This window comes from Gemmatimonadota bacterium, from assembly GCA_040882465.1.
Lineage (GTDB): Bacteria > Gemmatimonadota > Gemmatimonadetes > Longimicrobiales > Gaopeijiaceae > JBBEBG01.
In genome coordinates this window covers 71,431-88,117 of the sequence record JBBEBG010000018.1, presented here as the reverse complement: position 1 = coordinate 88,117, position 16,687 = coordinate 71,431, and the positions used below count along the sequence as shown (strand labels likewise).

10 protein-coding genes are annotated in these 16,687 nt (G+C 67.5%); 1 reads left to right on the top strand and 9 read right to left on the bottom strand.

The genetic code is table 11. From position 1 onward, the window contains the following. Positions 1-14: 14 nt before the first annotated feature. The 5 genes from WEG36_05710 to WEG36_05690 all read right to left on the bottom strand — a co-directional run bounded on the left by WEG36_05710 (position 15) and on the right by WEG36_05690 (position 5,205). Complete coding sequence (locus tag WEG36_05710; GenBank protein ID MEX1257097.1) at positions 15-953, bottom strand: lytic transglycosylase domain-containing protein; 939 nt, start codon at positions 951-953, stop codon at positions 15-17. Positions 954-1,157: 204 nt separating this feature from the next. Further along, positions 1,158-1,412, bottom strand: coding sequence for a 50S ribosomal protein L27 (gene rpmA / locus WEG36_05705; protein MEX1257096.1), 255 nt, complete (start codon positions 1,410-1,412; stop codon positions 1,158-1,160). A 52-nt stretch (positions 1,413-1,464) separates the two neighbouring features. Beyond that, on the bottom strand, positions 1,465-1,776 hold the full coding sequence (gene rplU / locus WEG36_05700) for a 50S ribosomal protein L21 (GenBank protein ID MEX1257095.1): 312 nt from the start codon (positions 1,774-1,776) through the stop codon (positions 1,465-1,467). A gap of 100 nt (positions 1,777-1,876) precedes the next feature. Next, complete coding sequence (locus WEG36_05695) at positions 1,877-3,499, bottom strand: Rne/Rng family ribonuclease (protein MEX1257094.1); 1,623 nt, start codon at positions 3,497-3,499, stop codon at positions 1,877-1,879. Positions 3,500-3,822: 323 nt separating this feature from the next. After that, positions 3,823-5,205: an ATP-dependent DNA helicase RecQ gene (locus WEG36_05690; GenBank protein ID MEX1257093.1), complete on the bottom strand. Its 1,383-nt coding sequence runs from the start codon at positions 5,203-5,205 to the stop codon at positions 3,823-3,825. Between the two features lie 127 nt (positions 5,206-5,332). Between WEG36_05690 and cimA the strand changes: the two genes are divergently transcribed. Further along, positions 5,333-6,904 (top strand): citramalate synthase, encoded by a 1,572-nt coding sequence (cimA, locus tag WEG36_05685; GenBank protein MEX1257092.1) that lies wholly within the window; start codon positions 5,333-5,335, stop codon positions 6,902-6,904. Between the two features lie 87 nt (positions 6,905-6,991). On the opposite strand, the gene WEG36_05680 is transcribed toward cimA, so the two are convergent. From WEG36_05680 to WEG36_05665, 4 genes are read right to left on the bottom strand one after another with little or no spacing between them, the layout of a single operon-like run. Further along, positions 6,992-7,537, bottom strand: a complete 546-nt coding sequence (locus tag WEG36_05680; GenBank protein ID MEX1257091.1) for an HPF/RaiA family ribosome-associated protein — start codon at positions 7,535-7,537, stop codon at positions 6,992-6,994. Between the two features lie 24 nt (positions 7,538-7,561). Further along, positions 7,562-7,777 (bottom strand): hypothetical protein, encoded by a 216-nt coding sequence (locus WEG36_05675; GenBank protein MEX1257090.1) that lies wholly within the window; start codon positions 7,775-7,777, stop codon positions 7,562-7,564. Further along, positions 7,774-8,190 (bottom strand): cobalamin B12-binding domain-containing protein, encoded by a 417-nt coding sequence (locus tag WEG36_05670; protein MEX1257089.1) that lies wholly within the window; start codon positions 8,188-8,190, stop codon positions 7,774-7,776. The genes WEG36_05675 and WEG36_05670 overlap by 4 nt, the downstream gene beginning before the upstream one ends. Further along, positions 8,187-16,673: a glucoamylase family protein gene (locus WEG36_05665; protein MEX1257088.1), complete on the bottom strand. Its 8,487-nt coding sequence runs from the start codon at positions 16,671-16,673 to the stop codon at positions 8,187-8,189. The genes WEG36_05670 and WEG36_05665 overlap by 4 nt, the downstream gene beginning before the upstream one ends. Between the last annotated feature and the right edge of the window lie 14 nt (positions 16,674-16,687).

The window sequence follows — 16,687 nt, the reverse complement described above, 5'->3', positions numbered from 1 at the left end:
CCCGCCCAGGTGTCCTATTCGTTCCTCGCCGGGGGGAGGACCCCCACCCCGTCCAGCGAAGCCACGAGGCGGTGCGAATCGCCCTGCGGGACGCGAACCAGATGTCCGCCACCGGGCGGCGTCATTCCACGAATCAGGTGCGGATTGAGCTCGCGGATCAGGGCCGGATGGACACCGAGCGCGCGGGCCACCCGAGCGAGCGAGGTCCCTCCCGGGACGAGAACCCGGTCGAAGAGATAAGGGAGCGACCGTTCGACTTCGAAGCCGAAGTGCTCCGGCTGCTGCGCGATCAGCGTCGCCGCGAGCATCTTGGGAACGTAGTTGCGCGTCTCTCCCGGCAGGTACCGGGAAATCTTCCAATAAAGATCCTCGTCGTCGGCGTCCACGGCCATTTCCCGATCGAGCGCGCGGAGCACCACGGCCGGCCCCGCGTTGTACGCGGCGGCGGCCAGGTACCAGGATCCGAAGGTCTCGTAGAGATCCTCCAGGTAGTCGAGCGCGGCGTCCGTCGCCCGCACCGGGTCCCTCCGTTCGTCCACCCAGTAATCCACCGTGAGTCCGAAGGCGCGCGCCGTCGCGCCCATGAACTGCCAGACCCCGGACGCCGATACGCGCGACGTCGCCGAGGTGACGAACCCGGACTCGATCATCGCGAGGTAGAGGAGCTCTTCCGGCATCCCGCGCTCGCGTAGCCGCTCTTGGATGAAACCGCCGTACAGTCCCTCACGGACGAGGTACCCTTCGAAGGCCGACCGCTCGGGACCGAGGAATCGTTGGATCCAACGCTCCACTTCCGCGTTGACCGACATCGGGAGTCGCGTCTCGAGGAGAGCGGCGGTGGCGTCCGAGACTTCGGGAAAGGCGCTCACCGACTCGACGGGACGATTCGTCGTCCAGGCGAGAGCGACGAGAGATACGGAGAGGAATCCCATCGCCGCGAACGCATGCTTCACGGGTCGGGGAAAGGATGGAACACCTTCTGGCCCCGTTTCGTCCCCTACCGCCTGCAAGGGACTTCGGGGGCGATCCTTCTGGCCGTCGGGTTGCATGCGCCGACCTCGGTCAGAGTGGACGAATGACCAACGTGATACGACGGGAACGACTGAAGGATCCCCTTGCCAGGCAAGGGGATAGGGAAACATATGAAGTAAGGGGACTTAGCTCTCGGGATAGACCGAGACGGCGGGGCGGCGGCGGATCGTCTCGAACCGCACGACGCCGTCCACGAGAGAAAAGAGGGTGTCGTCGCTTCCGCGACGAACATTGCGTCCGGGGTGGAAGCGGGTTCCACGCTGACGGACCAGGATTCCGCCGGCGCGCACGGGTTCCCCTCCGTACCTCTTCACGCCGAGGTACTGTGGGTTCGAGTCCCGTCCGTTCCGGCTCGAGCCGACACCCTTCTTATGTGCCATGGGAAATCTTCCGGTTATTCGTTCGATCGCGGCGGCGCGGGGAGAAGACCGTTCAAGCGACGATCTCTTCGACCCGAATTTCCGTGTATCCCTGCCGGTGGCCCTGCTTCTTGCGATAGCCCTTCCGACGCTTCCTCTTGAAGACGATGACCTTTCGGTCCCGACCGTGAGCGACGACTTCGGCTTTCACCGCCACGCCGGCCAGCGTCGGCTGTCCCACCGTGACCGCGTCTCCGTCCGCCAGGAGGAGTACGTCCCCGAACGTGACCGTCTCCCCGGCTTCGGCGGCGAGGGAGGGGATTCTGAGACGTTCTCCGGGCCTGGCCCGGAACTGCTTACCACCTGTACGGAAGACGGCGTACATCGGTCTTTCCTGGTTTCACGATCCGGCGGCGCTCCAAGCCAACTTCAGCCAAGAAATTTGCCGCTGGGAGTGGTTCAAGTCAACTGGGTGGCTCGGGTCTTCAGCCCGGCTGGCGGGTCAGGTACTTCTCCGTCACGTCGGTCCCGGCCGGCCCCGAAAGGAGCCGGAACTCGTCTTCGCGGAGGAGGGGGTCGTCTCGAAGATCCAGTGGAATCCGCATCCGGTCGCGCAGGCGCTTCAGGAAGTCGGGCTCCTCCTCCATGACGTGGAGCGCCACCTCGGGGTGGACCCGGATGAGGATGGACCGCTCCTGCCCGGAAGCGGCCGCCCTCTTGAGGCTTCGTTCCACTCGCCGGATGACCGTCGGCGGCGTGAAGACGCGCCCTGCCCCACCGCAGTGATCACAAACCCGCGTCAGCGTCTGGAACAGGGAGGGACGGACCCGCTGCCGGGTCATCTCGATGAGTCCGAGATCCGAGACGCTGAAGGCCTTGGTCCGTGCCCGGTCCCGTCCCAGCTGAGTCCGCAGTTCCTGTAGAACGCGGTCCCGGTTCGACTGGGACTCCATGTCTATGAAGTCCACGACGACGATTCCACCGATGTCACGGAGCCGGAGCTGGCGCGCGATCTCCCGCGCCGCGTCGAGATTCGTGCGAAGGATCGTTTCCTCGGGGTCCTTCCTTCCTTTGCCCGTGAACTTTCCGGTGTTCACGTCGATGGAGACGAGTGCCTCCGTCGGCTCGACGATGATGTAGCCACCGGATGCGAGGGTCACCCTCCTCTGGAACGCCTCGCCGATTTCCTCTTCGATGTCATAGCGGTCGAAGAGGGGAACCGGATCCTGATAGAGCCGGAGCCGGCCCATGAGGTCCGGATCCACGCTTTTCACGTATTGGACGATTTCGTTGTACACCTGCTTGTTGTCCACGATCAGCGCGTCGAGCTTGTCCGAAAAGAGGTCCCGGATCACGCCCGAGATGAGCTTCGCCTCTCCGTGGACGAGAGCCGGGGCTTTGGACGAATCGGCCCTCCGCTTGATCTTTTGCCAGAGCGCGTGGAGTCGTTGGAACTCCCCTTCGAACTTCGCGCGGTTCAGCTCCTCGCCCACGGTGCGGATGATCAGCCCACCCGCGTCGGCGGGGCGGATCTCCTTGGCGAGTTGGCGGAGGCGGGCACGCTCGTCCCGCTGGTCGATTTTTCGGCTCACTCCGACGTGAGCCGAAAAGGGCATGTATACGAGGAATCGGCCGGGAAGTGAGATCTGCGCGGTGAGCCGCGGACCCTTGGTCCCGATCGGCTCCTTCGTGACTTGCACGAGAAGGGTGTCGCCCTTCCGGAGCTGGTCCTGGATGGCGGGAAGCTTTCGCTGGCGCCCCCCGCGGCGACCGTCACCGCCCGAGCGACCGTTGCCGCCACCCCCCGACCGGCCCTCTCCACCTCCGCGGCCGCGACCGTTCCCTCCCTCGGAGTCGTCGTCCTCGTCATCCTCAACATCCGCGGAGACGAGGTCCGACGCATGGAGGAACCCGGCCTTCTCCGTTCCGATGGCCACGAAGGCCGCCTGGATGCCGGGGAGGACGGCTTCCACCGTCCCGAGGTAGATATCCCCGACCAAGCGGTCCTGATCCGGTCGGTCGAGCATCAGCTCGACGAGCCGATCGTCCTCCATCAGCGCGACCCACGATTCCTGCGGGGTCGCGCTGATCAAGATTTCTCGCTTCAAGTAGCCTTATTCTCCCGAATTTCCCGGAGGCCGGAGATCGGTTCCGCACCGCTCCACCCGCACGCCGCTCCCCTGCGCCGGCAACGCGCCGGACACACCGGAGACGGCCGTTCGGCGGCCCGGCGAGATTCCGCCCACGCCCGCAGTCGTCCCTTTGCCTTCCTTCGCCCACCCTTCAATGACTGCCAAAACGGCAGGATATCGTCATCCGGCCCATGGCCGGGATTCCTAACATTCGCAACGATTGTTTTGCTACCCCGAAGGCCGGTCCCAGGCTCCCTCGATGTTTCCGTGCGGGAAGCGGAGGCGTACCGGGACCCGGTTCACCTGCCTCCCGCGTGGAGGGCGGGCTCGAGAACGCCGGGCCAACCTACGCACCGGTCGCACCCACCGCACGGTCCCCCTTCCCGAACCTCGCCGAACCAGCCGAGAAGGAGGGATCTTCGGCACGCCCGCGTGCGCGCGTACCGGGCGACGCCGCTGAGTTTTTCGCGCCCGCTCCGCCGCCGGGTGAGTCGTTCTCGAATGGCCTCCGCGCTTCCCAGGCGCCGGTACTCCCCGAGGGAAGTGAGGGGAGGATGCGTCGCGTCGAGGAAAAGACGATGGACGCGCGCGTCGTCTCGAGCGAAAAAGGCGAGACAGACCGCGGGACCCCCATCGCGCCCCGCGCGACCAGCCTCCTGATAATAATCCTCGAGCGACCCCGGGAGCTGGTCGTGGATCACGAGGCGGACGTCGGGGCGATCGATTCCCATCCCGAAGGCATTGGTCGCGACGACCACCGGCCGCGAGTGCGTGAGAAAAAAGGATTGCACCCGCGCCCGCTCCTCCGGAGGGAGTCCGGCATGATAGGCTTCGGCGCGGATTCCGAAACGCGCCAGCGAAGCACGGATCAACTCGACACGTCCGCGGGTGGAAGCGTACACGAGGCGGGCGCCCGGAAAGCGGAGGAGGAGGTCGTGGATCTCCCGCTCCTTCGGCCCGGCTCCGGCACTCTTTCGCGAACCCCTCCGCGTGGGCTCGGCGCGGCGCACGACCCAGTGGAGATTCGGCCGGTCAAAGGTTCCGACGATCCGCACGGGCGATCTCATCTCGAGCGTGCGCTCGATGTCCGCGCGCACCCGGGGCGTGGCGGTCGCGGTGAGGGCGAGTACGGGCGCGCCGAGCGCCATCCGTACCTCACCTAGTTTGCGATATGACGGACGGAAATCATGTCCCCACATGGATATACAGTGCGCTTCGTCAACGGTAAGGAGGGAGGGCCGCAGGAGAGGAAGGAGGACGCGAAATCGTTCGCTCTGGAAGCGCTCCGGAGCGAGAAGGAGGAGGTGAAGTGCCCCGGCGCGGATCTCCGCCTCGACCCGCTCACGCTCCTCCGGGAGGAGTCCCGCATGGAGGGCTTCCGCGCACATTCCGGCGTCGCGCGCACGGCGCACCTGGTCCGCCATCAGAGAGACGAGGGGGCAGACGACCACAGTGAGCCCGGGGAGCATCAGCGCGGGCACCTGGTAACAGACGCTCTTCCCTCCCCCGGTCGGGAGGATCCCGAGCGCGTCGCGCCCGGACAGGGCGGCGTCCACCAGCGCGCGTTGCCCCGGGCGAAAGCCGGGATACCCGAAGTGGCGGTGGAGGATCTCGTCCGGATCGGCCCCGGCCGCGATCGGGCGGCGGGACGGGGGCCCCGAGGGAGGCGGAGCGGAAGGCATTCACCATGGATCGCTGCTCCCCCGGGGCGAGGCGATGGCGAGGCATGCCAGCCTACCTGGGGCTTCCCACTCGGCGGCCGGTTGGTGAAGTTGCCCGGGTACCCCCGAGCTTCGAAGGAAGGACAGCATGTCCAAGGACAAGATCGAGATCTACGACACGACCCTCCGGGACGGCGCGCAGACCGAGGGAATCTCCCTCTCAGGTGAGGACAAGATCCGAATCGCCCGCCGGCTGGACGAGTTCGGAATCGACGTCATCGAAGGCGGGTGGCCGGGGTCCAACCCGAAGGATGTCGAGTTCTTCGAGCGCGCGCGCGACATGGATTGGAGTCACGCGGTGATCGCCGCCTTCGGCTCGACGCGCCGCCGGAACACCGCGCCCGAGGACGACGCGAACCTGCGCGCCCTCGTCGAGGCGGGGACGAAGGTATGCACGGTCGTGGGGAAGAGTTGGACGCTCCATGTGGACGAGGTCCTCCAGGTCGGTCGCGGCGAAAACCTCGCGATGATCGAGGAGAGCGTGGCCTTTCTCGCCTCCGCGGGGCGCCGTGTCGTTTACGACGCCGAGCACTTCTTCGATGGATTCCGCGGCGATCCCTCCTACGCCCTCGAGACTCTGCGGGCAGCTCTCCGTGGTGGCGCGGACGTCCTCGTCCTCTGCGACACGAACGGCGGCTCCATGCCCTGGGATGTCGAAGCCGTGGTGGGGACGGTGGGAAAGGAGCTGGGCGCGAAGCTCGGAATCCACACGCATAACGACTGCGAGCTCGCGGTCGCGAACTCCTTGGCGGCCGTTCGGGCCGGTGCGGTGCACATCCAGGGGACGATCAACGGGTACGGGGAGCGGTGCGGAAACGCGAACCTCTGCTCGATCATCCCGGACCTGGAGCTGAAGCTCGGGAAGCGCTCCCTTCCCGAAGGTCGGCTGGAGCAGCTGCACGACCTCGCGCACTTCGTCGCGGACATCGCGAATGTGGCCGAGGACCCACGGCTCCCCTACGTGGGCCGGAGCGCCTTCGCCCACAAGGGGGGCATCCACGTCGCCGCCATGCGGAGGAACGAGCGTGCCTACCAACACATCGAGCCTGCGATGGTCGGAAACCAGATGCGCGTCGTCGTGAGCGAGCTGAGCGGCCGAGGCAACCTCCTCAGCAAGGCGGAGGAGATGGCGGTCACGGTCGGAGGAGGAGGGGACATCGGCGCGGTCCTCGACGAGATCAAGGTGCTCGAAGCGCGCGGCTTCTCCTTCGAGGCCGCCGACGCGTCGGTGGCCCTCATGATCTGGCGCCATGGAACGGAGTACCGGCCCCCCTTCCGCCTCGTGGATTACACCGTCGTCGTCGAGCACCGAGACGGGAGAGGAACCTTCGCCGAGGCGACGGTGAAGGTCGAAGTCGAGGGGGAGCGTTATCACACCGCCGCCGAGGGGACGGGACCGGTAGACGCCCTCGATGGCGCGCTCCGGAAGGCGCTCGTCTCCCGTTTCCCCGAAGTCACGGATTTCCAGCTCGTGGACTACAAGGTGAGGATCCTCGACGGAGAGCACGCGGCCGGCGCGATCACCCGCGTCCTGATCGAGACGCGAGACCAGGAGCGCGACTGGATCACGGTCGGCGCGTCCTCCAACATCATCGATGCGTCGTGGCGGGCCCTCGCCGACAGCCTCGAATACGGGCTTCTCGTCAGACGACAGAAGTGACCCGCCCGTGGCGCCGCCACTGGCGGGCCCGCCCGGTCCTCGGGATCTACGCGGGGAGAAAAAAGTGGGCCTTCCAGGGAGAGCCGCTCAGGAAGGGATGACCACGATGGCCTGCGGCCCCTTGTCCCCCAGCTCCTCCGTGAATCGGACCGCCTGACCGAGCTCCAGGGCGGCGAATCCCTTCCCTTGCACGGCGTTCTCGTGGAAATAGAGCTCCCGCCCATCCACCGATTCGACGAAACCGTACCCCTCGCCGGGAAATAACTTCGCCACCTTTCCTCGAGGAGGGGGCTCGGCCGGCTTCAGGCCGCCCCGACGCTTCCGTTCGTGTTCGAGGAGCCGAGCGCGTGTCGTGTCGAAGGCTTCGGCGATGGCGACGACGATGTCATCGTTGGTCTCATCGTCAGGGGGAAGGCGGCTGACGACGATCTCGGCTCCGGGGATCGTCAGATCCACTCGAACCCGGTACTGGTTCCCGTTGCGGTGCCGCTTGTGGGGAAGCTCCGCGGCGATGCGGCAGGCCATGATCCGGTCATGTATTTCCTCGAGCTGGGCGATCCCATCTTCGATGGCCCGGTCCACAGCGGGGGTGCGGGAAACGTCGCGGAAAACGATCTCGGGAGGGACTTGCATCGCGGCCTCGATCCGTCGGTGGGTTCAATCGGACTCCTCTTCTTGCACCTCGGATGGGAGGAACCGCAGGGCGAATCCGGCGAGGAGCACAACGATCGCCGAGGTCACCAACCACCCGATGTCGAGGATCATACCCCCGAGAGCAAGTCCGGCTCCGATCGCGAAGATGCGAACCTTCCAGTCCAACAGCTGTGCGGGTTCGCCGCTTCGGCGCCGGTCGAGGAAGAGGCGCGGCGTCATGCGCCCCGGTGCCCCGCGAGCCACTCCCGGATGTAGGCGACCGCCTCGCCGGTCGGGCTTCCCGGACCGAAGAGCCGACCCACTCCCGCCGCATGAAGCGCGGCGGCGTCCGCGTCGGGAATGATGCCGCCCCCAGTGAGGAGAACGTCGCTCCTCCCCGCTTCGTCGAGGAGCGTCTTCACCTTGGGGAAAAGGGTCATGTGCGCACCGGAGAGAACCGAGAGAGCGACCACGTCCACGTCTTCCTGGAGGGCGGCGGTTACGATCATCTCCGGCGTCTGGTGCAGCCCGGTGTAAATCACTTCGAAGCCCGCATCGCGAAAGGCGGCCGCGATCACGCGGGCGCCCCGGTCGTGACCGTCGAGCCCCGGCTTGGCGACCAAAACGCGGATCCTGTGGACCTCGGCGCTCACGGCGCGTTCGCTCCGAGCGTCACCTCGACCACGAAGGGGGACCCCGCGTCCCGGGTTTCCGCATCCGACTCGGCACCCGTGGGAAGCGGGATCTTCAGATGGTCCACTCCCCTCCCTCCCACGATGCAGCTTCGCACGCCCCGGGAAACACCGTCCGGATTGCGAACGCGGACCGCCACCATGACCCCCTCGATCTGGATCTCGACTTCGAATTCGCCCCACCCCACCGGAATACACGGATCCACCGAAAGGTACCGCCCTTCCCGGCGAATCCCGAGCACGTCCTCGAGGGCCACCCGCCAGATCCAGCCGGCAGACCCGGTATACCAGGTCCACCCGCCCCGCCCGACGTGGGGCTCGGCGCCGTAGACGTCGGCCGCGATGACATACGGCTCGACGCGATAACGTCGCGTCCCCTCGACCCCTTCGGCATGGCGGGTCGGCAAGAGGAGCCGGAGGAGGGCGCCCGCTCGCTCACCGTCGCCGACGCTGGCGAAGGCGCGCACGAGCCAGGCGGCCGCGTGGGTGTATTGTCCCCCGTTTTCGCGCACGCCAGGAGGGTACGCGGCGATGTACCCCGGATCGGGCCCCGCCCCGGAAAACGGCGGCGTGAGGAGGAGGACGACTCCGTCGCCTTCCCGTACGAGCTCCCGCCACGCCGAATCGAGCGCGATGAGCGCACGCCCCCGGTCGGCGGCTCCCGAGATCACACCCCAGGACTGTGCGATTGAATCGATGCGCGCTTCGCGAGACTCGCGGGAGCCGAGTGGCCTCCCGTCATCGAAGAAGGCCCGGCGGTACCACGCGCCGTCCCATCCGTGCGTCTCGATCGCGTCGCGCACCTGGTCGCCCCACTCCTCGAGCCGGAGGGCCGTGCGCTCCTCGCACCGGCTCCGCGCGATGGAGGTCAGTAGCCGGCAGGTATCCACAAAGAACCACCCGAGCCAGATGCTCTCTCCCCGTCCTTCTTCGCCCACCCGATCCATGCCGTCGTTCCAATCGCCCGTGCCTATCAGCGGAAGCCCGCGAGGCGACCGGAGCTGCGCCACTCGCCCGACGGCGCGCAGCCCGTGTTCCCAGAGGGATTCCTGGACATCCGACGCGGCGAAGAGGTCGTAGTTCTCGTTCGCGTCCGCGGAAAGGACCGGACCGGCCAGATAGGGGACCTTTCGATCCAGGAGAGTTTCGTCCCCCGTCCAACGGATGGTGTGCGCCAGGACCCAGGGGAGCCAGAGGAGGTCGTCCGAGCAGCGCGTCCGCACTCCGCGAAGGGTGCCGGGATGCCACCAGTGCAGGACGTCGCCCTCCAGGAACTGCCTTCGCGCGGCTCCCTCCAGGTGCTCCGCCGCGAGGCCCGGATCGAGGGGAAGGAGAGTATACACGTCCTGGAGCTGGTCGCGAAAACCGAACGCCCCCCCCGACTGGTAGAACCCCGTGCGCCCGCGGAGACGGGAGGTGAGCGTCTGATAGGGAAGCCAGCCGTTGAGGAGCTGATCGAGGGCCGCATCCGGCGTGCGCACGCGCACCCTCCCGAGGTACTCCCGCCACTTCCGCGAGCCGGCCTCGGCGAGATCCTCCCCCCCGCGTTCCGAGCGCAGCGCGTTCAGCACGGCATCGAGTTGGTCCTGGCTCTCCACCGCGCCCAGGAAGAAGGAGAGCTCAGCGTGGCCACCGGGACCGAGGACAATCTCCTTCCTGAGAACTCCGCACGGACGCCCGTCGGGGACCGCGCGCTCGCCGGGAAGGATTTGCCGGAGGCCTACCGGCACCTGATCCAGGGGCCCGGCCGAACCGAGGAACTCCTCGCGATCCGTGGCCATCCCGTCGGGGGGCCAGTCGGAGGCGAGGAATGCGACCCGGTCCGGAAACTTGAGCGAATAAGGATTCCTCGCGACGACGGCCGCGCGGTCGGAGTCGAAGCGCACTTGGAGCCGCCCCGCCGACGCGATCGGGTGAGGGCCGAGCACCCAGTCCACGAAAAAGGTCGCGGAGAAGCGCCGGGGGCGGGGGTCGCTGTTTTCGAGACGCAGGCGCACCACCTTGGCCGGCAAGGTGGGATGGAGGAACCAGGTGACCTCCTCGGAAAGGCCACCCGCCGTGGCGGAAAGGGTCGTGCGCCCCCAACCGTGACGGACGCGATGTGGCCGGTCGAGACCCAGGGGACCGGGGCCCGGCGTCCAGACGCGGCCGTCCTCCTCGTCGCGCAGGTAGAGAACCTCACCGACCATTCCCAAGACGGGATCGTTGTGCCAGGGCGTCAAGCGGAATTCCCCCGCGTCCTCGGTCCAGGTGAAGCTCCCGCCGGACTCGGTCACGAGGAAGCCGATGCGATCCCGCGCGATCAGGTTGACCCAGGGCGCCGGCGTCGTCTCGCCGGGCTTCAGCCGGATAACGTAGTCCCCCGACGCAGGATCGAATCCACCGAGTCCCGAGGGCGCCGTGAGGCTCTCAATCGGTGACGCCCGGTCGAGGAGCGCCGGCGTTACGCCGCCTTTTTCCGGATGGGAGAGCGGCGCGCGCTCCTCAAAGAGGGTGCCGGCCAGTTTCGGTAGAGGAGCGCGGGAGTGTCTCCAGGCGGCGACCTGGCTCTCGAGCGTGTGTCCGGTCGTGTCCACCTGAAATGCCGCGAGCGTCCGAAGTCGCAACTGTTCTTCGGATCCGAGATCCTCCATCCGCACGATGTGGATTCCCCCTGGGCGGCCCAGCGCATGTTCGGCTCCGACCTCGGAGAGGAGAACGCGGACACGGTCGCGCAGAAGATCCTGGTACGCCCCGACGCCTCGCCCCGTGACGACGAGGTCCACCTTCAGTCCGCGGGCGCTCCACCACCGCTGCGCGCGCACGAGCTCGGTGAGGACGGCAGCCCCCTCGCCCGCTTCGCCCTCGACGAGGATGAAAGGAAGGTCCCCGGAAATCCCCCAACGCCAGAGCGACGATTGGCGGAGATCCAGCGTCCCGTCAGTCCCGGCCCCCGGAGCGTGCATCGCCCGCGGGCGGAGGATGTGGGCGAGGAGCTCGCTCCAGACGGCCGGGTCGTTGGCGTCCGCGCCGAGGCGGACAAGCTCTCCTTCGGCGCGGGCGCGCGACTGGATGCGGGCCCACTCGCGGCGCCGTGGCGACCGAAGCTCCGACGCGTTCTGAATCACCGTCCCGCGGTCGGGTCCCACGGCGAGGAGGAGGGTCAGGGAGAAGTCACCCCAGGGGAGAAGATCGAGGTCGAGCACCGCCGAGGCCATCGGGTCGAGCGGATGGTGCGGGCGCGTGGGAGACACGAGGCGGTGAGGATCGAGAAGACCCATCGGCCGGGTCCGGCTCCCGCCACGCCCTAAGAAGACGTCCCTCCCTGTCCCCCACTGGATCGGGGGCGACCCGCCGGCCGAACCCAGGATCGCCACGAGCAGAACGGGCGGACGTTCGCCCTCTTCCCTCGGGCGCCGCTCGAAGAGAACCCCTTCGCCGCCCGGGAGTGGGAGCGCGCGCACGAAGAGCTTCTGAAAGGCCGGGTGCCGAAGGTCATCCGCGAGGGGGGCCAGCGCCACTTCCGCGGAAATCGCGAGCCGAAGGAATCGGGGACGCGGAGACTCGTTCGAGAGGACGAGGCGTCGGACTTCGACCCCGGGAACGGGGGGAAGGAGGACACTCAACCGCGTGCGGATCCCGCGCGACTTCCGCATGAACTCGGCGCGGTGCGGCTCGAAGAGAAGCTGCTGGTCATCGGAGGGAGGCGCCATGGGATCGGGAAGGGGCCGCCAACTCTCCTCGCTGTTCCGATCGAAGAGAATGACGTCCGGCCCTCCTTCGGGTTGTCCGTCCCCGACCCCTCCCCGAACGACCGACCATTCGCCCCACCGGCTCCCCCCGCGACCATCGGGGCCCATGGATACGACGAGATCCCCGCTCACCAGGTGATGGACGGGCGCGGGAACGGCGTCGGGGGCCGGGAACCAGCTCTTGATCCCGGCACCCAGGCTGCCGGCGAGCACCGGAACGCTGCGGTCCACCCACTTGCGTTCCACCGCCCGGCGCCAGGGAATCCGTTCGAAGAGGTAGGGCTCGACCGTGCTGATCCGCGGATCGCGATGGAAACGGTCGACGATCCGGTGACCGGTCAGGTGGTTCCCGAGCGCCGCCATGATCATCCCATGATGATGGCTCATGTAGGACCGGACGACGCGCGGCTCGTACTTCCACTCTGCGCCCCGCCCGAAGTCGAGCGCTTCGTAAGGCCCCCACGGTCCGATGCCGTCCAGTCGCTCGAGGAAGTCGAGGTTTCGGCGCACGGCGCCGGGCGCGAGCGACACCGCCATGAGCGAGGCGTACGGGGCCACGACGAGTCGGGTGCCCGCATTTCTCCGGAGTCCCAGAGTGGGGACGCCGAAGGCCCGATACTGGTAGTGCCCCTCGGCGCTCAGCACGTGGTAGCCCGACTCCGAGATTCCCCAGGGCACCCGTTCCGACTTTCCGTAGTCCACCTGGACGTCCACCGCCCGCCGGCACGCTTCCTCGAGGACCGTCTCGGGAGGCATCTGGAGAAAGAGGGAGGGCATGAGGTATTCGAACATCGTCCCGGCCCAGGAGACGAGAATCGGCCCGCGGTCGGTCCAGGCGAAGGGACGCCCCAAGTGCAGCCAGTGGGCGGGCGGCGCCTCCCCCTTCGCGATCGCGATCGCGCTCGCGATCCGCGCCTCGGAGGCGAGAAGATCGTAGTGGTTCGGATCCAACTCACCGCCGGAGACGGAAAACCCGATGCGGAAGAGCTCGCGGCGCCGGTCGTAGAGGAAGCTGAAATCCATCTCCCGGAACCAATCGTCGAGTGTGTCCGCCAGCCGGGAGACGTCCTCGAGCAGGAGCCGAGCCGCCTCGAGGGCGCTTTCGATCCCTGCACGGAGCCCGTCCTCCTCCAGTCCCCCGGTCCCCGAGGCGACCGCCGCGACTCGCGGCCTTGCCACTTCCCTCTCGAGAACGAGGACGAGGCGGGCCAGGGACGGAATCCTCCCCCGCTCGGGGACGATCCGGCGATGGAGCTCCAACCCTTCGGGCGACTCGCGACGGCTGCGCTCAAGCCAGGGAAAGAGGAGGAGGACCTCGGCGATCCCCTGCTCGGCGTCATTCCTCAGATGTCCGAGCCAGGCGTGAACGCTTCCCCAGCGCTCGGAGTACGCGGGATCTTCACCCCCTTCTCGGATGTCGAGGAAGTGCCCCTCCACTTTGGGGATTTCCACATCCCGGAGCTCCTCGAGGGCGCTCAGGTAAGCCCGGAATCCTTCGGCCCACGCTCCCGTGAGGCGACGGCGCACCCAGGTGGCCAGGGCCTCCACCTCGATCGCAAGGGCCTGCGCCGCCCCATCCCCCCTCATCCCGCGCAGGATCTCGGAGACGACCTGGCAACTGTCCCCAAGGCCGTCGGTGCGGTGCGGGCCCAGCACGGGAATGTGCCGCGTCTCCAGAAGCGCTTCGCGGGTGACGAGGAAGGCCGCGGAAAGATTTCCCGAGTCCACCGTCGAGACGTAGAGAGGGTGGAGCGGCTCGAGGTTCGAGGTGTCATACCAGTTGAGGAAGTGCCCCCGGTAACGCTGGAGTCGGCCCAGACCGTCAATGGTATTCCGGATGCGCGTTACAAAGCCCGCGGTTCCGATGAACCCGAGGTCCCAGGCCGTGACGGCCGCGACCATTGCCATTCCGACGTTGGTCGGGGAGGTCCGGCGGGCGATCTCACCCCCGGGGTCCTCCTGGAAGTGGTCCGGCGCGAGCCAGTGGTTCTCGGGACCCTGGAAGCGCTCGTAATAGCCCCACACCCTTCGCGCGAGCGAGCGAGCGCGTGCCCGCGGAAACTCGCCGCGCGGCTCACGGAGCGGCCCCCTCTGCTTGCTGACCTGGTGGGCGACCAGCGGCGAAAGCACCCAGAGTGCGAGGAGGGGGAGCGCGGCCGGCGCGACCGCGCCCGGCAGTAGGAGAAGCACGGTGCCCGAGGCGAGGCCCAGAATCGGCCCCCCCCGGACGTGCTTCACCATAAAACCGACCGAATCGGCGCGTCCGATAGACCGGGCGGTGGCGGCTGCCGAGGTCCACTCGAGGAGCCCCCGCCGGGTCACCCACATCCTATGGAGTGCGCGGACGATCGCATCGCTCGCGTTCCATGCTTCGAAGGGGAGGAGCGTCAGATCGAGGATCCACCGCCCGAGGGCACGGACCAGCGCGCGCCCTTCCGCTTCGAAGTCCGCCCTCCTCGGAAACTGGCGGACAAACCGGAAGGTGGCGTCCACCGACCCGGTCAAAAAAGGGAGGCCGACCATCGCCACGAGCAGGAGGGTCCAAACCGTGGCGCGCGCCGGGAAGACGGCCCATCCGAGGACGAGGAGAAGGAGGAGCGCCGCCGGCTGGAGCGACCGGCGGAGGTTGTCGAAGATCATCCACCACGACAGGAAGGGGAGCCGATTCCGGAGCTTCTCTCCCCGCTCCCCAGGAACCCGGGGGAAAAGCCAGGGGAGAATCTGCCAATCGCCCCGGATCCAGCGGTGCGCTCGCCGCGCGTGCGTCAGGAGGTGCCCCGGGAAGTCCTCGAGGAGGATGAGGTCGGATACGAGACCGGCGCGGCCGTGGGCGCCCTCGAAGAGGTCGTGGCTCAGGAGTGAGTTTTCCGGCGTCCTCCCCGCGAGGCTTCCTTCGAAGGCGCGGACATCGTAGATCCCCTTCCCCGCGAAGATTCCGACGTCGAAGAGGTCCTGGTACACATCGAAGGCGGCGTGTGCGTAGAGATCGAGCCCCTGGATTCCTCCCGAGACGCGACTGAATAGCGTGCCCCCTTCGGCGTCCGGGAGGATTTCGATCCGTGGCTGGAGAACGGAGTAGCCGCGGAGGACGCGCCCGCCCGTTCCGGACTCGGGCCGGTTCAGCGGATGGGCGAGCGTCCCCACGAGTCGCGCGGCGGCGCTTCGCGGAAGGCGAGTGTCGGCGTCGAGCGTCAGGACGAAGGGATTTCCCTCCAGGCGAGCCGGCGATCCCTCGACGACCCAGAGCTCCGAGGGCCGTCCGAGGAGGAGGAGATTCAGCTCGGTGAGTTTTCCCCGCTTCCTCTCCCATCCCATCCAGACTCCCTCCGAGGGATTCCACCGCCGGGGGCGGTGGAGGAGGAGGAAAGGGCCCGATCCCTTCGTCCCGTAGCGCTCGTTGAGCGCCCGGATTCCGCCCGCGGCGTAGGAGATCAGCGCATCATCATGTTCGACGCGCTTCGACTTCGCGTCGGAGAAATCGGAGAGGAGGGCGAAGGTGAACGCCGGATCCGAGTTCGCCTGGTAGTTCGACTCGAGGGTGTGGAGTAGATCGTCCACCTCTTCTCTCGAGCTGAGAAGGACGGGGACCGCGACCACGGTGCGGAAGCGTTCCGGAATCCCTCGTCGCACGTCGAGACGCGGAAGCGGACGGGGTGCGCTGAGCTGGCCCGCGACCCGGTTCGCGAGGGAAACCGCCAACCCCAGCCCGGGAATGAGCCCGATGGCCAGAGCGACGATCCTGGGCCATGTGGGCGGGGCGATCGCCCAGAGAACGGCGAGAAAGGCGACGGTGACGAGGGCCATGCCCCCGAAATAAGCCCACCCCAGCCACCGGCGCCGCGAGGACGGGACGCCGTTCCAGGGCCTCTTAATTCCGAGCTCGTGAAGGAGGTCCGCACGCCCCTCGTCCACCAGGTAATACCCGACGTGCCCCTCCCTATCCTCGGTCGCCCGCGCGCGCGCGCACTCGAGGACTTGCCGCGCAACGAGTTCCTCTTCGAGCTTCGCCCGCGTCCCGACGCGTTCGATCTCCCTCCGGTATCGGTCGCGGGTGCGGAAGTCCATCGCTGGATACACGCCGGACGGGTCTTCGCGAAGCACCGCCTCGACTCGGCTGAGCGCCTCCACCACGTCTCGCCAGTCTTCGCCGGCGAGCGTTCTGAGGGAGAGGATGTACGGTCCGACTTCCACCCGGCCGTCCTCGCCCGAGACCTGTCCAATCAAGTCGTCGAGGAGGGCGAGGCGGAGAAAGGAAGGCAGAGCCCAGAGCTCCGCGAGCCGGAGAGGACGCACTTCCTGATAACCTTCGAGGAAGAGGAGGATTTCCTCCACCTCGACCCGCCCCCCCTCTCTCCGGACGATCTCTTGCGCGAGCACCTCGGCGCGCGTCTTCCCCCGAAGCGGCTCGGGATGTCGCAGTCCCGGAAGCCGGTCCACGAATCCCTTTGGTAGCGCGCCCTCCAGCTCTTCGAGCGCCTCCGCAATGATGAAGTCGTTTTCGAGGAGCCAGATCCTTCCGCCCGGGGCGACGCGGACCGCCGTGTCTTTGGAGAGCTCGTCGCGGGTGCGCCGAAAGACACGCGAAAACTCACGGTCGAGCGTGCGGAGGCGCCGCCGGATCTCCCGGGTCCGCAAGGTGGACGGACCGAGGACGTGGCGGGTGGCCAGCTGGTGGCCGTCCCGTCGGGAGGCGTCGCTGAGTAGTGAAGTCATCTACCGCCGAAGAA